General features: G+C 50.0%; 22 protein-coding genes. 10 read left to right on the top strand and 12 right to left on the bottom strand.

Annotated features, from left to right (window positions below):
- Positions 1–63: 63 nt before the first annotated feature.
- The 3 genes from LLG46_09485 to LLG46_09475 are packed head-to-tail and all read right to left on the bottom strand — an operon-like array spanning position 64 to position 3,280.
- Positions 64–1,521 carry an efflux RND transporter periplasmic adaptor subunit gene (locus tag LLG46_09485; GenBank protein ID MCE5323529.1) on the bottom strand — a complete coding sequence of 486 codons (1,458 nt, stop codon included), beginning with the start codon at positions 1,519–1,521 and terminating at the stop codon, positions 64–66.
- Between the two features lie 45 nt (positions 1,522–1,566).
- A complete protein-coding gene (locus LLG46_09480; protein MCE5323528.1) occupies positions 1,567–2,970 on the bottom strand; it encodes a TolC family protein in 1,404 nt (467 codons plus the stop codon).
- Between the two features lie 49 nt (positions 2,971–3,019).
- Complete coding sequence (locus LLG46_09475; GenBank protein ID MCE5323527.1) at positions 3,020–3,280, bottom strand: AbrB/MazE/SpoVT family DNA-binding domain-containing protein; 261 nt, start codon at positions 3,278–3,280, stop codon at positions 3,020–3,022.
- Positions 3,281–3,503: 223 nt separating this feature from the next.
- On the opposite strand from LLG46_09475, the gene LLG46_09470 reads away from it, so the two are divergent.
- Positions 3,504–5,612 carry an O-antigen ligase family protein gene (locus LLG46_09470; protein MCE5323526.1) on the top strand — a complete coding sequence of 703 codons (2,109 nt, stop codon included), beginning with the start codon at positions 3,504–3,506 and terminating at the stop codon, positions 5,610–5,612.
- Here the strand turns inward: LLG46_09470 and LLG46_09465 are convergent, their stop codons facing one another.
- A complete protein-coding gene (locus LLG46_09465) occupies positions 5,613–6,134 on the bottom strand; it encodes a glycerol-3-phosphate acyltransferase (GenBank protein ID MCE5323525.1) in 522 nt (173 codons plus the stop codon).
- Positions 6,135–6,264: 130 nt separating this feature from the next.
- On the opposite strand from LLG46_09465, the gene LLG46_09460 reads away from it, so the two are divergent.
- From LLG46_09460 to LLG46_09445, 4 genes are read left to right on the top strand one after another with little or no spacing between them, the layout of a single operon-like run.
- Positions 6,265–7,158 (top strand): dihydrodipicolinate synthase family protein, encoded by an 894-nt coding sequence (locus tag LLG46_09460; protein ID MCE5323524.1) that lies wholly within the window; start codon positions 6,265–6,267, stop codon positions 7,156–7,158.
- Between the two features lie 12 nt (positions 7,159–7,170).
- On the top strand, positions 7,171–7,638 hold the full coding sequence (locus LLG46_09455; GenBank protein MCE5323523.1) for a hypothetical protein: 468 nt from the start codon (positions 7,171–7,173) through the stop codon (positions 7,636–7,638).
- Positions 7,635–8,075, top strand: coding sequence for a hypothetical protein (locus LLG46_09450; GenBank protein MCE5323522.1), 441 nt, complete (start codon positions 7,635–7,637; stop codon positions 8,073–8,075). Before LLG46_09455 ends, LLG46_09450 begins: the two co-directional genes overlap by 4 nt.
- Positions 8,072–9,235, top strand: a complete 1,164-nt coding sequence (locus LLG46_09445; GenBank protein MCE5323521.1) for an amidohydrolase family protein — start codon at positions 8,072–8,074, stop codon at positions 9,233–9,235. The genes LLG46_09450 and LLG46_09445 overlap by 4 nt, the downstream gene beginning before the upstream one ends.
- A 23-nt stretch (positions 9,236–9,258) precedes the next feature.
- Here the strand turns inward: LLG46_09445 and LLG46_09440 are convergent, their stop codons facing one another.
- The 8 genes from LLG46_09440 to LLG46_09405 all read right to left on the bottom strand — a co-directional run bounded on the left by LLG46_09440 (position 9,259) and on the right by LLG46_09405 (position 17,250).
- Positions 9,259–9,933 carry a hypothetical protein gene (locus tag LLG46_09440; GenBank protein MCE5323520.1) on the bottom strand — a complete coding sequence of 225 codons (675 nt, stop codon included), beginning with the start codon at positions 9,931–9,933 and terminating at the stop codon, positions 9,259–9,261.
- 73 nt (positions 9,934–10,006) lie between these two features.
- Positions 10,007–11,038: a flippase-like domain-containing protein gene (locus LLG46_09435; protein ID MCE5323519.1), complete on the bottom strand. Its 1,032-nt coding sequence runs from the start codon at positions 11,036–11,038 to the stop codon at positions 10,007–10,009.
- Between the two features lie 93 nt (positions 11,039–11,131).
- Positions 11,132–11,599 carry an ATP-binding protein gene (locus LLG46_09430; protein MCE5323518.1) on the bottom strand — a complete coding sequence of 156 codons (468 nt, stop codon included), beginning with the start codon at positions 11,597–11,599 and terminating at the stop codon, positions 11,132–11,134.
- 106 nt (positions 11,600–11,705) lie between these two features.
- Positions 11,706–12,974 carry a carbon-nitrogen hydrolase family protein gene (locus tag LLG46_09425; GenBank protein ID MCE5323517.1) on the bottom strand — a complete coding sequence of 423 codons (1,269 nt, stop codon included), beginning with the start codon at positions 12,972–12,974 and terminating at the stop codon, positions 11,706–11,708.
- Positions 12,975–12,981: 7 nt separating this feature from the next.
- On the bottom strand, positions 12,982–14,271 hold the full coding sequence (locus tag LLG46_09420; protein ID MCE5323516.1) for an L-alanine-DL-glutamate epimerase: 1,290 nt from the start codon (positions 14,269–14,271) through the stop codon (positions 12,982–12,984).
- A 10-nt stretch (positions 14,272–14,281) separates the two neighbouring features.
- A complete protein-coding gene (locus LLG46_09415; GenBank protein MCE5323515.1) occupies positions 14,282–15,229 on the bottom strand; it encodes a Gfo/Idh/MocA family oxidoreductase in 948 nt (315 codons plus the stop codon).
- A gap of 18 nt (positions 15,230–15,247) precedes the next feature.
- On the bottom strand, positions 15,248–16,249 hold the full coding sequence (locus tag LLG46_09410) for a Gfo/Idh/MocA family oxidoreductase (GenBank protein ID MCE5323514.1): 1,002 nt from the start codon (positions 16,247–16,249) through the stop codon (positions 15,248–15,250).
- An 11-nt stretch (positions 16,250–16,260) separates the two neighbouring features.
- Positions 16,261–17,250 carry a LacI family transcriptional regulator gene (locus tag LLG46_09405; GenBank protein ID MCE5323513.1) on the bottom strand — a complete coding sequence of 330 codons (990 nt, stop codon included), beginning with the start codon at positions 17,248–17,250 and terminating at the stop codon, positions 16,261–16,263.
- 220 nt (positions 17,251–17,470) lie between these two features.
- Between LLG46_09405 and rpsF the strand changes: the two genes are divergently transcribed.
- The 5 genes from rpsF (at position 17,471) to LLG46_09380 (ending at position 21,092) form a co-directional block, all read left to right on the top strand.
- Positions 17,471–18,004, top strand: coding sequence for a 30S ribosomal protein S6 (rpsF, locus tag LLG46_09400; protein ID MCE5323512.1), 534 nt, complete (start codon positions 17,471–17,473; stop codon positions 18,002–18,004).
- A gap of 59 nt (positions 18,005–18,063) precedes the next feature.
- Complete coding sequence (locus tag LLG46_09395; GenBank protein ID MCE5323511.1) at positions 18,064–18,492, top strand: single-stranded DNA-binding protein; 429 nt, start codon at positions 18,064–18,066, stop codon at positions 18,490–18,492.
- A gap of 14 nt (positions 18,493–18,506) precedes the next feature.
- Entirely contained in the window at positions 18,507–18,758 is a 252-nt protein-coding gene (gene rpsR / locus LLG46_09390; GenBank protein MCE5323510.1) for a 30S ribosomal protein S18, read from the top strand.
- Positions 18,759–18,865: 107 nt separating this feature from the next.
- Positions 18,866–19,957 carry a hypothetical protein gene (locus LLG46_09385; GenBank protein MCE5323509.1) on the top strand — a complete coding sequence of 364 codons (1,092 nt, stop codon included), beginning with the start codon at positions 18,866–18,868 and terminating at the stop codon, positions 19,955–19,957.
- A 25-nt stretch (positions 19,958–19,982) separates the two neighbouring features.
- Positions 19,983–21,092, top strand: coding sequence for a DegT/DnrJ/EryC1/StrS family aminotransferase (locus LLG46_09380; GenBank protein ID MCE5323508.1), 1,110 nt, complete (start codon positions 19,983–19,985; stop codon positions 21,090–21,092).
- Positions 21,093–21,188 lie beyond the last annotated feature (96 nt).

Raw genomic sequence — 21,188 nt, 5'->3', positions numbered from 1 at the left:
GAGACCCGGATTATGCGGTAAGCGAATAATTCGGGCTAATACAAGTTCAAGGCCGTAATTTACTTAGTCACGATCTTCGATCCTGACCTTTGAGCCATCCTGCAGGTTTTGGCGACCTGAAGTAACCACTATATCTCCGGCCTTAATATCGGTCGGCGTCTGAATTTGCGCCATGGTCGAGTCCTCGTGAATGACATTGACAATATGCCGCTTAACCTTTCTGTCCGACTCAACAGTAAATACCGACCGTGTGCCTTTTCTTTCATCGACTGCATCCTTTGGGATCAGGAGCACATTCCGCGACATTCCAGTTATGATCTGGCCGCGCGCAAACATTCCCGGGCGCGCATTTTTCCCCTCGTCTATACGAATGCGCACAGGGAAGTTCCTGCTGAGCGTAGAACCCGACGGATAGACATCGATTAATGTTCCTGCAATGACTTTCCCGGCAAGTGCGTCAATCGACACATCAACCTTCTGACCCTTACGCACACTGTCGAATTGTTTCTCAGAGATATCTCCCTTAAAGTAGAGGGACGAAAGGTCGACTACGCTTGCCAAAGCTTGTCCGGCGCTTACTACCTGACCCGGCTCAGTGGTTCGGGAGGCAAGCTGACCTGCAATGGGTGACTTGACATACGTATATGACAACTGCTGCTTTGCCAGAGCCACAGATGCCTTAGCCTGTTGCACTGCTGCCTGAGCGGATTTAATATCCTCCTGTCTCAGAAGGTTTTGAGAGGCATTTGCCTTTGCCGAGCGAAGCTGTTCTCGAGCGACGTTTACATTGGACTGAGCCGCCTGAACATCCTCTGTGCGGCCTCCCTCCTTGATCAGAGAGAGTTGCTCGACAGCAGATTTATAGTTTGCCTGAGCGACTTTATAGGATGTCTCAGCCACATCATACTCTGCCTGAGATATTGCGCCTTTATCGAGAAGCTGCTTGTAGCGGCCAAAGTCGGCTTTTTTGTTGTCAAGGTTTGCCTTAGCGGAGGCCACCTGGTTTTCCGCGACCATCCTCTCCTGAGAGCGCTGCGGGGTCTTGGCGACTGCCAATCTGGCTTTTGCCGCGTCGAGTGAAGCCTGCGCCTGCTCAATAGCTGCGTCGGTCTGAATTTTTGTCACCCGCGCATTGGTTTTTGCCTGAGATAGACGTGAGATAGCCGATTCCAGTGAAGCCTGAGCAGCCTGCAAATTGCTTATCGCGTCATCCTGGTCCAGTTTAGCAATTATCATGCCTGGAGTCACAGGGTCGCCCTCTCTGGCATATACGGATGCCACTCTGCCCGAAATCTTTGCAGAGAGCACAACCTGATTAAGAGCGTTTATATCTCCGGTGACCTCCACGCTCTGCTGCATATTGCCTATGCGAGTTTGGTCGGTACTTACCGGAACGCCTTCTTTGTTCCATATCTCCTGAGTTGTGGGTGGTGGAGTCTTAGGCGCGCGCATCTTCATTGCCAGACCCAATCCTCCAAATATCAACAAAACAACTATTATTACGATTACTATCTTTTTCACTACCAGACCCCCTGGACTAGATATTAGAGTTTCAAGATAAGAGACTTATGGTTTGGTTTTAACAGGATTAAGCAGAGCAAGATTAGCCAGTTCAGGTATGCAAGAAGTGGCTCTTTGCAGCTGCGCTTGCGCAGTGGCATAATCATACATAGCATTGACATTATTAAAGTTTGCCTGAGTAAGCTGACTTTCTGCATTGGTTACTTCGACCAGAAGCGCAATACCTGCGTTATAACGCACATTGGCCAACCTCAAAGCCTCATCGGCGAGATCGACATTTTGTTGAGTGGTTGCAACCCGCTTTGCGGCCTCTTCCAAGCTGAGAGCAGCAGTGCGCACATCGAGCGATACGCCGAGTTGAATCTGATTCAGAGTATCTTTTGAATTTTCGACATCAGCCTGAGCCTGCTCAACCCGCGCCCTGGTTATACCTCCGTTCCAAATAGGGATATTCAATGTAAGTGTTCCCTGATAATTGGAATTGGCTGTATTCAGGCCGGTGGTGGCAAATGTGTATCCATATAGTGCTGCAAGAGTGAGCGTTGGATAATAGGATGAGCGCTGCAACTTGACGCCTTTTTCGTTGAGCTTAACCACTTTCTCCTGTGCTTGCACTTCAGGTCGTTTTTGATAAGCTGTTTGGATGGCTGCCGGCACATCGACCGGCACTCCTTGAATTGTCGGAGTTTGCTTGACAATTTGCGTTGGAATATTCACATCCACACCCATAACACGGTTCAATGCTGCCTGCGCAACCAGCACCCTGTTTTTTGCCTGTATGAGCTGCTGGTTGAGGTTTGCGAGATCGGTTTGGGCTGTTGTGACATCAAACTTGGCCACAGTGCCTGCTTCAAACATCGCCTGGGTATTGTTCAATCGTGTCTGAGCCACATCCACTGCAGCCTGTGCTACATCTTGCTGACCACATGCGCGCAGTAGGTCATAATATGCCGTTTTGACGCTTAGAATAAGGTCTTCGGATGTCGTAAGTAAGCTCAGATACTGGATATCGAACTGATATTTTGCGATGTCTCTGGTGTAGCCCAGCTTCTTATTGATATCAAGCGGAAGAACTGCGTTAAGAGTTCCGTCCAGAGTATCCGCCCTCTGCAGCAGGAATGACTGGCCGCCAAAATTCGATTCTATCTCATTTTGCCTCGCATACACACCCTGGGCGCTGAACTGTGGATTAAACGAAGCTCTCGCCTCGTCCACTGTGCCCTGGGATTTTTGCATCTGGTCCACGGCAATTTTAATGCTCGGGTTATATCGAAAAGCCAGTTCCAGCGCCTTGTTCATCGTTATCGGGCAAGACAGCTCTGATGGGCTGGGCGCTTCCAGTATTCCACCGGGTTTTTGAGAGGGAGCCTGTGTTTTGGCCTGCCCCTGGGCAAATACACCCGATGCACAGAGTGCCAGAACGGCTATTGCCGCAATGATTTTCTTCAAATCCCTTTCCTCCTGATGTTATATATCACATCACAGACGTTCGAGTCATTCAAAGTGTTTCATGTTCAGAGGCTGCTTTTGACTCAAGCTGCTTTACATCCTCCAGCATCGACTCGATTACCTTGCTCATCGCGCCAATCTTGCATATGCCTAGTGCATAGGCCGCCAGATGTCTTACAACCAACAATTTGTCGCCGGGGTTGATATCAAGTTCCTTTCGTGCTTCTGATGGAATTACAATCTGGCCGCGATCTCCGACAGTTGCGGTGCCATAAAAGATATCTTCAACTGAATGGACTTCTTTTAACACAAAATCACTCCTTTATGTAATGTGTGTAGAATCATACAAATCACACATGTATATTATAGCCATAGCATGCGCTTGTCAATAGGTTTTCTGTTGAAGTTGCTGCAACATAGGAAAATTCGCTGAGTTCAGCCATTCATCACGATTGCCTTATACGTATTCTTGACATAAAATGTATTGAGCCTTATTCTAGTAAAGTAGCTACAATATGCAAAGGACGGCACATATGTTAAGCGCTGCATTGCTATTGGCCGCACTGATTCTTGCTCCTGTCATCGGCGGCGGATTTGGTGAATTCGATTATGCGATTGTCGAGATTTTGGTCTTTAGTGCGATTATCGCATATATCCTGACATCCATGCGCAATCGAACAAGTTGGGTGCGTGTTCCCGGCTTGATTCCGATGATCGTCTTCATTGCGCTTGTCCTTATTTCCACTTTTTTCACTGAAGCAATATACCCCAGTCTGCGACAGATCTTGCTGATACTGACTTGTTTAGGTGCCTATATGCTCGCATCTTCACTTGCCGTTGACAGCAAGAAAGCTGCGGCTCTGGTTGTCAGTGTGGTTGTTACGGCTCTCGGCATATGTGCCGTTGGTATCAGACATTATGCGATATCAACGGGCGGAGGAGCGCATTTCTGGTCTGCCTTAATGAGCCAGGGAGAGCACATGCGGCTGTTCGGCTCATTTATAAATCCCGGGTATTTCGCTGGGTTTATAGTCATTGTGCTTCCCCTTACTCTTGGTGTATATCTGGTCATAAAACGCCCCATATTGGCGGTTTTCATAGGCTTGGCGTTTATTATCGAAACGATAGCGCTTATGCTCACTGGAACCAAGTTCGGAATAGTCTCAGCGGTAGGTGGCTTGCTTATATTCTTTCTGCTTGCAATCGGCACCAGGTCTCTCAGGCGCTCCAAGTTTACCAGACTATTCGTGTTAGCCGTATTCTTGGTACCACTTTTGATTGTGTTTTCCTCTCCGGTAAAATCGCGTATTACTGCGGCTGAGACGGGTGGATCACAGGTGCACTCGACCACATTCCGCGTCAGCACATGGCAAGCAACCATCAAAATGATCAAGGACCACCCTCTGCTTGGGGTCGGTCCCGGAGTCTATGCGACCGCATATCCACGCTACACAATCGCCGGGACGACAAAAGCCGCGCACCAGTCCTACTTGCAGCTTGCATCCGAAAGCGGTGTAATTGCGATGATCGCTTTTGTGCTGGTAATTCTTGCCGCCGCCCATCAATCGATCAGGGGGATTATAATTCATCAGACCGAGCATGTGGATTCCGCACTAAAAGATTCTGCGCATGCCCAAAAAACTTCTTGGTCCGATTTTGTGCCGTTCAGTGGGTGGAGGATGATGAATTGTGCGATTTACGGCGCACTGGCCGGTTCTGTTGTGAGAAACCTGGCTGATTCCGACTGGTATATAATTGGTATTGCTCTGCCGTTCTGGGCTCTGATGGGTGTGTTGGCAGCGCAGTCGGGAGCTGTTCGGACAATTGATTCTCCCAAACGATGGGCAAAAGGCGTGATATGTGCTGTATGCGTAGTTATGGCCTTGCTGAGTGGTTCGTTCGGTCTTGCGGGTTATTTTGCGCCGGACCAATTTGATGAGTCTCAGTCGTTTCATACAGTTTTCAGCAATTACAAAACAGCCAGCCTCATATCGCCGCTGAACCCTGTTTATCACCGTGAAATGGCTAAGTTCCTGGCAATGGAGGGTGATCCGGCTGCTGCAAAAAGGCAGATTGATAGAGCCGCATTGCTTGCCCCCACCGATAGCACCACTTACTACATCGGCGGAATGATAATGGCTGCCGATGACAACCCCAAAGCCGCAGTCGAATATTTCAAGAAATCGCTTAGATGCAGTCCCAAGTCCACGAACACGCTCTATCAACTCTCCGAGGCATACCGCATGCTCGGCGATGTCAAGATGCGTGAAAAGACTCTTCTGCAACTGCTGAAGATGGAAGACAGCGAGTATGAGATACTCAAAGGCACTCCCGAGTTTGTCGATACTACATTCGCCCGCGCCCATATATATTTCGGGCGGAAATATCAGGCCGAAAAGAAGTATTCTCTTGCTTCAAATGAGTATACTCAGGCAATAGACAGGCTGGAGCGCTGGAGATCACACAAGCAAATGATCGATGTCGCTATTTATGCAGGGCTGATGAGCAAGCAGGATGAACTCGATCTTCTGGAACAACTACGCGGGAGTTATTTTGATCTTGCTGAAGCTTGTGATGCGCTTGGGCATAAGCAATGGGCAAACGAGGCAAGAGCAAACGGCGAAGCAGTCAAAGTAGAGTAATTAGCCGCGTGTTCTAAACCATGGCTCTGTGCCGTCCATCAGGTGTGTAATGCTGTTGGCATGAGAGGTTATCATATAGGCGCATCCCGCAATGCCGAACCAGATGTAAGCAGTCGGCGCTCCCAAAACTTTAAGCATGACAGGGGCACTGATTCCCGAGATAATTGCGGCAAGCGAGAGCCTGTTGAAGGCTAAAAGTGATACTCCGTATATAGCCAGAACAAAAACCCCTGCCGGTATGTTCAAGCCGATGAGCACACCCAGGGATACCCCCACCGCGTTGCCATTATACTTGAACATCAGCCAGTATGGAAATGAATGACTGAGCATTGCCAGTGCTCCCACCAGTGCGATCAAGACATAGGAATCCGGACTTCTCACAGCTAAGTATACCGGGATAAATCCCTTTATTACATTCAAAGTAGGAACGAGCATACCCCGCATAGCTTTTGCGGGCACGATTCGATTGAATGGGATCGATCCCAACAAGATGGCAAGAGCCAGCATCTGTGCAGTTTTCATAGCACTATTATAGCGAATATGGCTAATAATTTCAGACCAGTCTGCTTGGCTAATATGCTATAGTATATGCTATTATTATAGTTGTTCCAAATACAAAGCTCGCTCAAAGCAAGATTATTAAGGATTATCAATGAAACAGATTATCTCCGCAGCAATTACTCCATTCTATGATGATGGCCGCATAGACCTGGATTCCGCTAGCAGGTTGTATGAATTTAACCTGGCCAACGGCTGTGACGGTTTCTTCATTCTTGGAAGCATGGGTGAATGGGCACTGTTGACGCCCGAAGAGAAGAATGCTCTGGCCAAATGCGCATGTGATACCATAGGCAGCAAGGCAAAAGTGCTCCTGGGCATAGCTGATACCGGGCTCGCAAATATATTCAGAAATATGGAAGATCTGAGCAGTCTCTCTCATTCTCACTGGGTGCTGGTGCCTCCCGGGAACTGGGCTGGACCATCCGAGCCTGTAAGCTATGTCCACAAGATAGCCGATAAAGCAGACCGCCCTATGTACCTCTACTATATCCCGGGTTTCAACGGTGTCACGATCACCACTGCACAGTTCAAAGATATCCTTGCGCATCCCAATGTCGTCGGCCTGAAGAACTCGTCCGGCTCGATCCGAACCCGCAAAGAGCTGCTGTTCCTCAAGCAGAGCATGGACTTTGACCTGTTTGAAGGCGAGGAGTGGGGGATTGACGAAGCTCTGATTGCGGGCTGCGACGGCGCAGTGGCGGGTTTTGCATCCACTGCTACTAAGCTCATGAAAGAGATCGCTCGCCTGGTCGATGCCAAAGATTTTGATGGGGCGATAAAGGCGCAGTTCACACTGGTCGATATTTTCCACAAGGTGTACGGCGAGGATGTGGCCTGGTGGAATATAGGCCAGAAATATGCGCTTCAATATATGGGGATCATATCGTCCATAAAGTCCAGGATCGAGAGCCAGCAGGACCTGCCTGAGGAGCAAAAGGCCGTCATCAGGGCTTGCATCGACTCATATCGCGACCGGCTGATGTAGTTGGAGGCTGTCATGTCAAAAGAAACTATGACGCGCAAGGCCGCCGACAATGAGTATCTGCACAAGGACTTCCACGGCGCGCTCAGCAACGGCATAGAATACCTTGACCGGCAATACGGCGAAGCAGCCGTCAAAGAATATCTTCGTCAGTTTGCCGACTCATTTTATGCGCCTCTCAAAACAGAGATTTGCAGGCGCGGGCTTGCGGCTCTCAAGGAACATATAGAGCGGACATACAAAATCGAGGGCGGCGAGGTCGATATCAAATTCTCCGAAGATGAGATGACTGTGAGGGTCAAAGCATGCCCGGCAATTACTCATATGCGCTCACACGGCTATCATGTGGCGCGGCTGTTTGTGGAAACCATCAGGACTGTAAATGAAGCCATCTGTGAAGATACACCTTTTGCCGCAGAACTGCTTGAATATGACGAACAGACTGGGGCAAGTGTGCAGAAGTTTACAAGGAGGCTGCTGTGATATCTTGCACCGAATTTATCCCTGCATACAGCGAACTGTTCAAGTTCCTGCACGAAAAAGGCGGCGAGCAGGCGGTCAACGATTTTTGGAACTATCTGTCGGATAACTTCCTCGGCAACCTGAAAGATTTGGTCACCGAGTATGGGATCAAGGGGTGCTGGCTGTATTGGTCGCACACTCTGAATGAAGAGGCTGCTGATTTCACCATGACACTTGACGAAGAGAAAGGCGTTTTCTCGATAGATATGCGCTACTGCCCATCCAAAGGCAGGCTCCTCAAGTTCAAGCATATAAAACCTTACGAAAACTACTGCGGTCATTGTCAGGTGCTCTATAAGCGCGTTCTTGAGCCGCTAGGATATGAGCAGTTCTATGATACATCTCATTGTGATGAAGCACGGTGCTATCTCGAATTCAGATCAAAGGGAAAAGAATGATTATCAAAAATGCAAACGCTCTGCTTGCAGACGACAGGCTGGAGACAACCAATCTACTGATAGAAGACGGCAAAATCACCGGCATAGGTCAATGTGACGCTTCCGGCACCAGTATTGATGCAAAAGGAGCATATGTCCTCCCCGGGATAATTGATATTCATACCCATGGTATGGGATGGCAGTCTGCAAAGGCGGGGTCCATTTTTGAATATGCCAAGCTGGAGGCTCAGCATGGAGCCACAACCTTTTTGCCTACATTCTTTGGCTCACCCGATGAGACATGCCGGCGAATGCTCAGCATACGTGCAGAAACGGATGAACTTATGGCTGTCCCTAATGTGGGCGGGTTTCGTCTGGAGTCACCGTATCTGGCGCAGTGCGGCGGCGGCGGCACCGGTGACCTTGCGCCAATCAGCAGGCAGATAACCGATATGCTCCTGGAAGCGGGCGGCGGCCACATCAAGATATGGGATATTTCACCCGAACTGCCTGGAGCTGCCAAAGAGATAGAGTATCTGTCGAGCAGAGGCGTCATTTGCAGCCTGGCTCATACAAGTGCATCAATTGACCAGGCGCGAACCGCTATTGATGCCGGTGCCAGACTTGTCACACATCTTTTCGATACGTTCAATGTGCCCGAAATGACTGATCCGGGCGTATATCCGGCCGGCCTTGCGGACTATCTGCTTGTGGAAGACAGGGTTGCCTGCGAAATCATTGGTGACGGCACTCACGTCCATCCGCTGCTGGTTGAAAAAGCCATTCGGTGCAAGTCGATAGAGAGCATTGTGTTTGTGACCGACAGCAACTACGGAGCCGGTCTGGAGCCGGGCGATTATGAATTGCCGGGAGGCTGGGGTCGTGCGCGTGTCGACGGTCCGAATAACGGGGTCCGCCTGATAGACAAGAACATGACTCTCTCCGGCAGTGCCTTGACGCCTATTGATTCGTTCAGGAATGCAATACGGATATTCTCAAAAGATATGGCCACGGCATCCAGGCTTTGTTCGACGTCTCCCGCCCGTCTGCTGAATTATAATAAGGGTGAGATAGCAGTCGGTCGTGACGCCGATCTGGTGATGCTTGATAAAGACCTCGAAGTCAAACTGACTATTGCTTCTGGCAAGATAGTCTCAGGGTCAGGACTGCAAGAATCCTGACCCTGATGTATAAAACAAATGGGCTATTGGTTATCGCCGACCCATCTGTTCAAGCGGAATATCCAGTTTCCTTCCTTTGAAGTCAGGAACTGGGCTTGTTGTCTCATGCCGGGCGTAACGGCTCTGGTTGAACCCAGTGTGTCAGCCGCTCTGGCCTGACTGAGCAACTGCGATAGTGTGGTTGCGTATACTCCATCGAAGCATTCGCACGGAAATTGCGCTATTATGTCTTGTCCGGCTCCGCAGTCAACCGAGAGCCGGGAGCACGTCAGTCCGTAGTAATAGCCCTGCAGCTTTGAGGCCGCACTGTTCATATAGCCATTGATCTCACGGGAGATGGCCCGCAAGTTACTGTTGTTCGCATGCTGCGCACCGTATGCGGTGACTGCAGCTATGGTAGTATATTGTCCAAACATTTTCTGTGCATAAGCAGGGTCAAAGTTTGGGCATTCAAGACATTGCAGATCAGCTGCCGGTCCCGCCCCCATTGCGGCTGGAACCGCGCTTGGGCAAGGACACCCGCATACCTTAGGACAAGGCTGTGGGCTTGGGCAGCACTGAATACATTTTACTTGCGGCTGCACGCACGTAGGGCACTGCACCGCCTGGGGCTGCACACATGTGGGGCATTGTGCCCATACGACTGATGCAGCAAAAATAAGCATCACGCTTATAAGCGTTAACTTTGCGTATTTCATTTCATGCCTCCTCGAAAGCACGAATGCCAACTCACTATTATTATTCCTGCACAAAACAAGAATGAATCGTGTATTATGCATGTTTATCTATCTGGATATGTTCAAAATCTTTGAATGACCTTACACGATGCAGCAAGCAAAATCCAGTGAGCATGGGCAGCCAGAAACCCAGTCCTCGATATGCAATCACAATTATCGCAGCAAGTCCGACAGGCACTCCCAACGTCACGAATACCAAGGTCATAACGCCCTCCACAATTCCGACACCCTGCGGAGTTATCGAGACTATCCAGAAGAGGTTGCCGATAGCATAACCCGAGAGCAGTGAACCCGGATGTATTGGATGGTAAAAAGCCAGGAACAAAGCATACAGACTGCCAAAATTAACCAGGTGAGCCACTAGGGAAACTCCAAAAGCCTTAGTCAACTTTATAGGATGTGCAGCGATTGCGGCCGACGCTGCAGCAAAATCCATTGCGTTATCCGCAGCCCAATGCTCCCGCAGCAAATTCGTTTTCCTGAACTGGTGGCCTATTGCATTAACAGCCTTTTGAACCATTTTCAGCATGTGCAGGAGCAGCCATGGCCGCCAAAGGCCGAGAAAGAGAGCAAATGACAAAGCAGCAATAATTCCCAAAAGTATGCTGGATGCGGCAAGCTCGTAGTCTTTCAGGTCGCGCAGTGTGGCGAGATTTGCAAGTCCCAAGCCGAGCAAAACTGCAAATGCCGAAAAGTCCGCTGCAAGCATGAGAATAAGCCCTGCTGCAGTGCGGGCCGAGGATTGCCCTCGGCGGGCAGCATCATCGATAAAGAGTGCCAATCCACTTGTGCCTCCAGTAGGGATTGCGACGTTGATGAATATTGAGACAAACACCACCGGCAGCAGATCGAATATACGTGAGTGAACGCCGACGGCGGAAAATGAGACTTTGTATATGGCAGCATAAAGTACGTAGAAGAGCAGTTGCCCGAACGCAGCGGCAACTACCCAGCCCCAGTGTCCATGGGAAAGAGTGATTGCCAGGTGGCGGACTTCATCAAAACGGGCTATTACAACACCCACAAAGATGAAGACCAACAGCCAGAGTATCCAACGTCGCTTCATGCAAGTCGTCCTTTTGCTGCCTGGAAGGCATTATTGCACCAACGAACACTGAATACCCTATAGATGCCATATCACAAAACGCAGCAAGCAGTCTTATCTTGGCGTATTGACGGCCGGAATACCGTGCACGGCTTTGGTCATCTTGATCTTTGTTCCCTCATCGGGCTTGGAGATATAGTTTACTGTGTCCATAAGACACTTAATGAGGAGAATGCCGTAGCCGCCTTCGCGGTCGAAATCAATATCGACCTCGGGTATGACACCGTCGGCAGGAGCGTGGAAACCGCGTCCCCTATCCATCACTTCAACGAGCAAACCATATCTGCGATGTGCGCACTTTACCTTGACACGTGGAATACGTTTTGAGTTTGTGTAAGCGTGACGCACTATATTGGTCACTGCCTCCGATGCCGCAACTTCAATCTCCTCAATCGCCATCTTGGGTATCTCATATGAGGCGGCAAAATCCGCGATCATCCTGCGTATTGTCCGAACATATTCAGGCTTGCACGGAACCTTTATCTCTATTTCGTCATTGCCATGCCCATTTGCCGAGATCATTTCGTATTACCTCTCGTCAAACACCGGCACATCCATGGTAAACAGCAAAACGGTTATTTTCTATGTACCCGGCGCACTTGCCGACAAAACACCTGCACGAAGGAGATCAGGCATTATATTGCGAGCGCATACTCTGATAAGTAAAATCGAGGAGGCCGTTGTCCGTCACATTACGCATCTGCCTGATCGCGCACGGCATGCCGTATGTGAGAGTAGGGTCGATATACCAGTTCACTTTGCGATATCCGAGGTCAAGGTCGGCCCAGACAATGCCGTCATCATGCGTTTGAGCCGTGATCGAACCGGAAGAATCTATTATCATACTCGGCGGTGTGATCGATGAGGAGACGAAATAGATACCATTATCCAAGGCCCGCGTGCGCCATGTGATCGGTTTACCCCCGGCCACAGGCAGAAACAATATTTCCGCGCCTGCATGGGCATAATAGCGGGCGACCTCCGGGAACCACTGGTCGTAGCATATATGGATCGCAATGCGCCCGAAGTCCAGGTCAAAGACTGGGTAATCGCAGCCGCATGATATACCGTCTCGAAGCTCGCCGAATGTAAGGTGGGTCTTTGCATATTTGCCGACCAGTTCGCCGTGCCTGCCGAATATCACGGCTGTGTTGAACAAATAATCGCCCTGCCGTTCGACTATACCTGCAATCACATACATTCCATATTGCCCGGCTTTGGCTGCAAACAGCTTGCAGCAGTTGCCCGATGGCGGTTCTTCCGCGATATCCATATAGCTTCCGTAAGTGCTCTTTGGAACACCGACTTTTAAGCAAAACTCCGGCAGACAAACAATATCAGCCTTTATTGCTCCGGCCATATCGAGCTTTTCAGACATTCTTTCGCGCTGGTCAGCGAGAGTGAGAGGCAATGCGCTATCGCCGAAGCGCACAGTCGCTACGCGGGCAATTCTTTGCTGAGGTCTTTCTATCTCTTCGATACGCGGGTCAAACCACTCGACCTCACCTTTGTCTGCAGCCTGCAGATACAGCTCGAACTTATTGCCGTCCGACTCGTTTGAGTGTTGAAATGTCTGTTCGAGCAGCGTTTCATCCGCCCACGGTTCGGATGGGAGCAAAAAATGCTGCGCTGCCTGGGCAAAAATTGATAGTTCTGGGTTAACAATATCTCTCATTCGCACGCGAACACTTGCCTTGTACCACTTGCCGACCTCCAATGCAGCCTCACCCTGCCAGCAGCCGAATGAGTGCTTGTCACCCGCCGCTGAAAGTATGAGCCTGCCCGATTTTATGCTGTGACCGGGAGCAAGCTCAGGTCTTGGTGTCACAAATCTCCATCCGTCTGCATTTCGGGTAAATGTCGGGTTTGATACCAGGGTCTTGTCGATAGCGCTCATGTAATCCTCAATTCACCATCCCGGCGTAATGGCTGCTGGGGAGCAGTATGCCGCCGCTCTTTGCATAGAAGTCTTCATCAAGGTTAAAGATACTGCTTACCGGATCCGTCCACGATGCTCCAAAGCATGGGTGGTATTGTCTCATCTGGTCCCAGTTCAGGTAGTTCTGCTTGCCGTTCGACTCCAGCACACCGATCTTCATCCCCGGCAGCGGAGCGAGCCTTGCAGCGACGTTCTTATTCCACTCGACCAGGATGGGGTTGACTGTCAGGTCCGCGCAAAAACATGGTATGTTGCGTTCATATGTGACTTTTGCAATCTTGAGGCTCATGCTCATTGTTTTGGCTATAGGTTTAAGAGCGATTGCTTTGTAGCCCATCTCTATACGCTCTGTGGCATCAGTGTCCGAGTGTGCGCTTTCATCAGCCGCCAGCCGGACGGGAATGTCGGTGACATTGATCTCTTTCTCTTCAGCAAAAGGCTCTTCCAGGAGGGCAATTCTCTCAAGAGCGCCTATCTTTTGTGCATGGTCAATAAGACGCATCAGTCGGTCTTTCGTGTCATAGCGGCCATTGGCATCGAGATAATACTGCACACTGCCGCTCTCTGTATATGGAGTGTGACGATCTTTAAGGGCATCGTGTATTGCCGAAAGCCTGTCTTTATCCCATTGAAGCATTTTGTCGAGGTCGCCGTCACCCGCAGGGTCCGAGCCTATCTTTATCTTGAGCAGACAGCAGCCGTCATCGACTGCCTCGACAATTTTATCAAGCGGGACACCATAGGTCATAAGCGGGATATTGGCAAGCCTTTGATGCCGGTATGACATCGCTGGTTTGATATCCAGAGGGGTCATCTCGTCGAACTCGGCGATCTTGTTTTCGATGCAGTAGAGCTGCCATGCAGCATTGTCCACAGCGACCAGAGCGTTCAATGCAAATGTCAGTCGCAGCGAATCACTGCACGTTATTTTCTTGCCGTAATCGTAGGTGGCCGGCAGCAGCTTATCGAGAAGATCGAGAGGTGTATCGAAGCTCATTCCCTCGGCCAGCTTGAGTGCGTGCGCAGTTATCAGATACATAAGGCTGTTGCCTGCAGACTCGGAGTTGTTCGCAAAGATACCGGCGTCAGACCAAAGGGTGCTCTGCGTGCCGAGGCCGGTCCCGCGGCAGCCGCTTGCGCTCTCCATCATAACCGCGCTCTGCCAAAGCTCACTCAAGTAACCGCCCTTAAATCCGAATGCGGATATGAGCGGCTCTCTCTCAAAGTTGCTGTTTATCTTCTTGATCTCAATCATATGTATGTTATTACGCTCCCCACATACGGCGTATGTCTCGTGCGGCGGCTGCGTAGCTCTTCGCAAACAGCGCACCGTCATAGCCGGCGTAATCATTCGGAATATCAGTAAGAGCAGTCTCCTTGCCGTCATTTTCGCGAGATACGCGCCCTGCAAGCATTATCTTGACCGACTCGGTCAAATCCTGCATGCTTGCCATTTTGCACCCGGTTTCCATATAGTCGAATATCCTGTCCAACAGGCTGCCATACAGCTTGCCTGTGTCGACGCGAAACTGATAAGTGGTCTTGGTGGTCATTATGACCAGCTCGAATGGCTGATATGTGGCCCAGGATGTATTGTATACGGCAGTCACTCCACTTGCAAACTGCACAAAGTATGTCTCGCATGTCTCATCGTCTATAACTGCTCGTCCGGTAAACTTGCAAGATTCTGCTCCGGCGCCGACAAGCCCTCCAATGGCTTCCACTATGTGGACGCCATAGTTGAACTCGTCTACACCCGCGGTGCCGAAGACACTGACTATTTTGCCGCATTCCTGCTCTGGGACTGCAAGAAACTGCATGACTTCCTCGCAATAACGCACTGACGAACTGCCTAGTATGACAGCGCCACTTGCGGCCAGTTCTTCAAGACGTTTGCAGTCAGCCATAGAGCCGACAATTGGCTTATCGATAAAGACAGGTTTGCCTCTTTCAACAAACGGCATTGCCTGCTTGAGATGGTTGTCCCAGTTGCAACTGTGGATAAAGCCGATATCCACGCAGTCCGCCAGTTCTTCCAGGCTGCTGCAGCGCTTATCCAGCCCGAACTTTTCGATGAACGCATCCACCTGTTCGTCATCTCGAAAGCTGTCATTATATACTGCCGCATATCGGCCTCGGCTGCCTTTGAGCATATAATCGGCGAACCCAACTGGATGGGAGGTGTCTATATTGACCGCACCTATTTTGAGCATTTGCTTCTCCTTGTATGTTCAGAAATTGTAATCCGTCTCAGATATGGCCATAGGAGAGCCTTTTGATATGGACTCGTCTACCTTATAGCTGATAACCGCCGCGCGCGCAGCCTTGACAAGGCTGTTAGGGCTGGGGGTGTCATTGAGGATTGCGTCTGCGAGTTGGTCGATTTCGATTGCCTGCCCCTTGTCTACAGCGTCAAGTTTTATGCTGGCAGGTTTGTCGCCCCATCCATAATAGTCCATCCGGGTGAAATCGCTGATCTGAATAGCCCGATGCTCACAGTAAATCTCGGTGGACTCTTTTGGGAACTGATCACATCCTGCACTGGCGATGAGGGTGGTGCCCACCGATCCATCCGCAAATGTGATCGTGACTATGGCACTGTCTGGAATCTTGACTATGTTAGGATCGAGAAAAGTGCTGCCGGATGCATATATGCTGACAGGCGGCGACTGGACAAGCTCGCAGAGCAGATCGAATATATGGCACCCCTCACCGACAAACCGCCCACCGCCAACGTTCGGATCGTTCATCCAATGATCCAGGGGGATAGCACACTGGATGCGGTGGTAGATCATCTTCTTTGCGGGCAGGTCTTTGAGCAGATCACGAGCCTGTGTAATGAGTGGAGCCATACCGCGATTATAACCCACGGTGTATTTGACGTTGTTTTTCCTCACTGCCTCGGTAATGGCTTTGCACTCTTCAGCATTCATGCCCATCGGTTTTTCGCACAATATGTGCTTTCCTGCATTGGCTGCTTTGATAGTCTGCTGAGCGTGCAGATTATGGCGTGTCGTTATAAACACCACGTCGATCTCTTTATCCGCCAGGACCCTGTCGAAGTCGCAGGTCCAGTATTTGGCGCCAGTATCCTGTGCAACTTCTCTGGCAGCCGATTCATCTATGTCCATGGCTGCGTATAGCTCATACTTGGGGTTCTTTTTGATATTGGGAATGTGCATTACTTTGGCGAAATTCCCGCAGCCTATGAGTCCTACTTTAAGTGTTTTCACAACTATAACCTCTACTTCTTTGGTGGAGCGCACGAATCGCGTACAGCAAGCGATATCGGGAGTATCGCGCCCGCAAATTCCTCTTGGTTTCCCTCCATCGATCTGATCAGATGTTCCACTGCAATAACGCCCGCCTCAGCGATAGGTGTATGCACCGATGTCAGGCCGGGGTATACGCAGCGAGCCAGGATTGTATCGTTGTAGCCGACAATGGATATGTCATCGGGGATAGACATGCCTGTTTCCATAATAGCTTTCATTGCTCCGAGCGCAATAAAGTCGTTTCGAGCAAATAGCGCCGTCACATCGCCTGGGTCAGCAAGCAGTTCTTTGGTGAGCAGATAGCCGTTTTCAAACTGATCTGTGCTTCTGGTTCCGATGAGCTCACGCCAATGCAGGCCGCTTTTTTCCATAGCCCTGCGGAAACCGACCACCTTTGGACTATGCTCCTCCATCTCCGGCCTGATGTCACCCAAAATCCCCACAATGCTCCGGTGTCCCAGGCTGCACAGATAATCCAGAGCCATGCATGTGCCTTCCAGATCGTTCCAGCAGACGCTGTTGGTAACGATATCCGGTGAGGAGTAGACGAATATACGCGCGATGTGATCGAACTTGGAGGTGAGCTTTGGATGTGACGATGCAAGCAAGACCACACCATCCACCATGCCGGAACTCAATACACTTTCAAGTTCTCCGCACACCACCATCCGGTAGCCAAGCTCTCGTGCTTTTGGTTCCATCGCCTCCAGCATCCGGGCGAAGTGCGGACCAGTGCGCTCCTGCATATCTTCGGCAAACAATGCAATATTGTAAGTCTTGCCTGTGACCAGTGCGCGGGCCATCGTGTTTGGTTTATAGCCCATTTGCTTGGCTGCGCTGATTACACGTGCGCGTGTCGCCTCGGAAATCAGCGAATCATTGCGACTATTCAACACACGTGATACAGTTGCGGCAGAAATTCCCAACTGCCCGGCAATATCGTAAATTGTGACGCCCATTGCACCTCTCTGCATATCAATCGATTGACCGCAATCGATTGCATAATAACATCATCCTTTATACCAGTCAAGAGCTCTTGTAATGCTTTTTTCAATGTGTTATAATAACGCGTCGATCATATTCGACCACAACTGAGTGAGGATTCCGGGATGCCACATGCGTTCCGGTTGTACTCTCCGTCCCGACTGGTGATCGGGACCGATACAAGACCGAGGGGAGGTGAATACCACGATACGTAACTACGAAGCAATGTATATCGTCGATTCTACACTTACCGACGAGCAGATCAGCCCCATCATCGATAAATACACCGCACTTGTGACAGACGAGGGTGGGCAGATTCAGGCACATGCGAAATGGGACAAGCGGCGGCTGGCCTACGAGATCAAAGGACGCCGTGAAGGCACATACATACTGATGTATTTTTCCGGTGAGCCGTCTGTTGAAAAGGAACTGGATCGTGTGTTCCGAATTTCTGACGATATAATACGGCACATTATTCTGCGAGTTGAACCTGAGCGGATCGATACTTCATATGTCGAGCGCGCACAGACTTCTGCAAAGGCGGTTGAAGAGACCACGACGGAGGAGGCATCTGAGACTTCGGCTGAAGTAGAGACTGAGCAAGTTTCTGCTGTCGAAGAAGTTGAAGAGACTAAGGTTCAAGAGGCGCCCGAGGAAGAAGTTTCTTCTGATGTTGAAGAATCTGCCGCCACGGAGGAATCCGAGCAAGAAGAGCCGAAAGAGGAGTAGTATAAGCGCCGAAAGTGGGCAGTAGTGCCCAGGCACTGCTTGAATCCGAGGAGGCTAATATGAATGTCGTATTACTGATAGGTCGGCTGGTTGCGGACCCTGAGTTAAAGTATACTCCCAGTGGAGTTGCGGTATGTCAGATGAGAATCGCTGTCGACAGACGTTTCAAGTCTGAGACTGGCGAGAAAGTGTCCGATTTCTTCAATTTGGTGGCATGGCGGCAGAGAGCCGAGTTTGCGGCAAATTACCTTCATAAGGGTAGACTTGTTGCAATAGAGGGTTCATTGCAGTCACGAAGTTGGGTCGCACAGGACGGACAGAAAAGATATGCCACTGAAGTTGTCGTAAACAACATTCAGGGGCTTGACAGGCCGAAAGAAGGTCAGCAATCTGCGGCAGCGCCGATGTCGGATTATGAAGCTCCACCGGAGGTACCCGCTGGAGGCATTGAATCGGATATGGATTATGATCCATTTGCTGAAGAATAGATGGAGGTGGCGATATGCCAGCACCTAAAAGAGGCGGCCAACCCTCTAAATATAAAAGAGTACGCAGGAAGGTATGCACGTTTTGCGTGGATAAGGTTGACTATATAGATTACAAGAGTGCCAACCGACTTCGCAGGTTTGTTTCCGAACGCGGCAAGATTTTGCCACGCAGAACGACAGGGACGTGCGCATCGCATCAGCGGGCTCTTACACATGCCATTAAGAGGGCACGAGAAATTGCGTTGCTGCCTTTCACAGCGGAATAGGAAGTTTCGCAAGTTCAGTTCTTTGTATGATTGCGGCTCAGTGGGAAAACACCCACTGAGCCGGTTATAGCGTTTGGCTGAACAAAGAAGTATTAGGAGTAGTAAAAATGAGTACAGAGCAGCCGACACCGATCTTGGATGATCTAGAAGAGATGCAGGCGGTGGACAAAAGGGACATGCTCAGGCTCGTCAGGGAACTGCCCGAGCAATGCGAGACAGCGCTCGGCATCGGACGCAGTCTGCCTATCGAACCACTGGCCTTCACTCCGAACGTGATTTTTGTCACAGGAACAGGCAGTTGTGCAACAGCGGCTGATATAATTGTCGAAGCTGTTTGTGAAGATATTTCAACCCCCATTTTCAGCGATCATGGCGGTCGCCTTCCCAGTTACATCGGAGAGAACTCTCTTGTATTTATTATAGATTACACAGGCAAGAGTTCTGCTGCACTCAGCAATTATCGTGATGCCAGATTAAGAGGCGCAACCGTTATATGTGTCACCGGTGGAGGAAAACTCAACGAAGCCGCCGCCAAAGACGGCGTAAAGGTGGTTAAGCTTCCTTTAGGCCAACCTGTGCGGTCTGCAATAGGCTACCTGTTCATACCGGTTATTGCCGTTTTGGAGAAGATGGAACTGCTTACAGGCCAGGTCGAGAAACTCTCTTATGGCATCAGGCTGATTAAAAACGCAAGAGAGAGCCTCAGAAGCGAGGTGCAACAGGAGCGAAATGTCGCGAAACGGGCAGCCATAACTCTTTCTGGTAAGTTGTCAGTCATTTTTGGAGCCACAGGTTATCGTTCGGTTGTAGCTGAACGGCTCAAAATGCAGATCAATTCAAATGCAAAGTCCGCAGCCTGTCGCAGCAATTTCCCTGATGTAATTGACGGAGCCATATCAGGCTGGGAGCACGCCGGCAGTGGACGTGATAAAGTCGGGTTCGTTTTCTTAACCGATGCACAAGACAAGAGCGAGATTGCCGACCAAATGAGTGCTGCGGAAAAGGTGCTTGATGGGTTTACTGCAATCAACCTCGAAATGAAGGGCAGCACGAATATCGAAAAGCTGCTGTATGGCATTTATCTGGCTGACTTCATTAGTGTTTATTTGGCGTTCTTAAATCAGGTTGATCCCACCGCCACCGAGTTCGCGAATCGGATCGAGGCGGATATCGCTGGGGAAGAGCAGCCCGAAGTGTAACAGCCTGCAACAAGGAGACATCAAATTGACCATACCAGTTGTTAATACAAAAGCACAAAACTTTGCACTTAAAGATGAGCTGGCAACAGCCGTGGGCGAAGTGCTTGAATCCGGCTGGTTCATAGGCGGACCGAATGTGTCGTCTCTCGAAGAAGAGGTTTCAGATATGTGTGAGGCCAAATATGGAATTGCCGTCAATTCAGGAACGGATGCGCTGGTAATAGCGCTCGCGGCAAATGACATAGGTCCCGGCGATGAAGTCATCACCACTCCGTTCACATTTGTCGCGACGACCGAAGCAATTATGATAGTAGGTGCAAAGCCTGTTTATGCAGATATCGATCCGACAGACTATAATCTCGACCCCAAAAAGATAGAAGAGAAGATTACGCCAAAAACAAAGGCGATTTTGCCGGTCCATCTATACGGCCAGTGTGCTGACATACGCGGCATCACTGATATCGCAAAAAAATATGGGCTTAAGGTCATATATGATGGCGCACAGGCTATTGGTGCGAAGTATCGCGACAGAGGGATCGGCGCTTATGGCGATGCTGCCACGTTGAGTTTTTACCCGACAAAGAATCTCGGCGGATGTGGAGACGGTGGAATGGTGCTCACTAACGATGTCGACGTGGCCGAGAAGGCCAAGTCGCTTCGTATACATGGTCAGGATGCCACATATTCATATCAATATGTTGGCTTCTGCAGCCGCCTTGATGCCATCCAGGCAGCTGTCTTGCGAGTAAAGCTCAAGAAAATCAATGAGTGGAATGAGGCAAGGAGAGCAAACGCGCAGTATTATATAGACCATCTTGCCGATCTTTCGATAAAGTTGCCCGTTGCAAAGCCCGACAATTGTCATGTATATCATCAGTTCACTGTTTGTGTGCCAAGGCGTGATGAGTTTACAGCGAAACTGGCTGAGCATGGAGTTGAATCCAAGGTATTCTACCCGCATCCGCTTCATCTGGAGCGAGCATACGCCAATCTAGGCTATAAGCCGGGTGACTTTCCTGAGACTGAAAAGATCGCAAAAGAGTGTCTCAGCATACCAGTTTCTCCAGAGCTGACTGCCGATGAACGCCAGCAGGTGATGCAGGCGATAAGTGATGCAGCTAAGGAACTGAGCTGATATACCGAGCCGTAATTAAAACCGCTGAAGCGCCGAATACTAGACTATAAGTATAATCTTTGTTTTTCTGCGTTTCAGCGGTTCAGATAACTATAT

It is taken from the genome of bacterium, from assembly GCA_021371935.1.
In the GTDB taxonomy this organism is placed as follows: Bacteria; Armatimonadota; UBA5829; order UBA5829; family UBA5829; genus UBA5829.
The sequence above is the reverse complement of the archived record's forward strand: the minus strand, read 5'-3'. Positions and strand labels throughout refer to the sequence as shown.

What these genes read in the sequence shown, in the direction of transcription:
- LLG46_09470 (MCE5323526.1), top strand. Translation starts at nt 3,504, where the DNA reads ATGTTAAGCGCTGCATTGCTATTGGCCGCACTGATTCTTGCTCCTGTC.
- LLG46_09465 (MCE5323525.1), bottom strand. Translation starts at nt 6,134, where the DNA reads ATGAAAACTGCACAGATGCTGGCTCTTGCCATCTTGTTGGGATCGATC.
- LLG46_09460 (MCE5323524.1), top strand. Translation starts at nt 6,265, where the DNA reads ATGAAACAGATTATCTCCGCAGCAATTACTCCATTCTATGATGATGGC.
- LLG46_09455 (MCE5323523.1), top strand. Translation starts at nt 7,171, where the DNA reads ATGTCAAAAGAAACTATGACGCGCAAGGCCGCCGACAATGAGTATCTG.
- LLG46_09445 (MCE5323521.1), top strand. Translation starts at nt 8,072, where the DNA reads ATGATTATCAAAAATGCAAACGCTCTGCTTGCAGACGACAGGCTGGAG.
- LLG46_09440 (MCE5323520.1), bottom strand. Translation starts at nt 9,933, where the DNA reads ATGAAATACGCAAAGTTAACGCTTATAAGCGTGATGCTTATTTTTGCT.
- LLG46_09435 (MCE5323519.1), bottom strand. Translation starts at nt 11,038, where the DNA reads ATGAAGCGACGTTGGATACTCTGGCTGTTGGTCTTCATCTTTGTGGGT.
- LLG46_09430 (MCE5323518.1), bottom strand. Translation starts at nt 11,599, where the DNA reads ATGATCTCGGCAAATGGGCATGGCAATGACGAAATAGAGATAAAGGTT.
- LLG46_09425 (MCE5323517.1), bottom strand. Translation starts at nt 12,974, where the DNA reads ATGAGCGCTATCGACAAGACCCTGGTATCAAACCCGACATTTACCCGA.
- LLG46_09420 (MCE5323516.1), bottom strand. Translation starts at nt 14,271, where the DNA reads ATGATTGAGATCAAGAAGATAAACAGCAACTTTGAGAGAGAGCCGCTC.
- LLG46_09415 (MCE5323515.1), bottom strand. Translation starts at nt 15,229, where the DNA reads ATGCTCAAAATAGGTGCGGTCAATATAGACACCTCCCATCCAGTTGGG.
- LLG46_09405 (MCE5323513.1), bottom strand. Translation starts at nt 17,250, where the DNA reads ATGGGCGTCACAATTTACGATATTGCCGGGCAGTTGGGAATTTCTGCC.
- LLG46_09395 (MCE5323511.1), top strand. Translation starts at nt 18,064, where the DNA reads ATGAATGTCGTATTACTGATAGGTCGGCTGGTTGCGGACCCTGAGTTA.
- rpsR (MCE5323510.1), top strand. Translation starts at nt 18,507, where the DNA reads ATGCCAGCACCTAAAAGAGGCGGCCAACCCTCTAAATATAAAAGAGTA.
- LLG46_09385 (MCE5323509.1), top strand. Translation starts at nt 18,866, where the DNA reads ATGAGTACAGAGCAGCCGACACCGATCTTGGATGATCTAGAAGAGATG.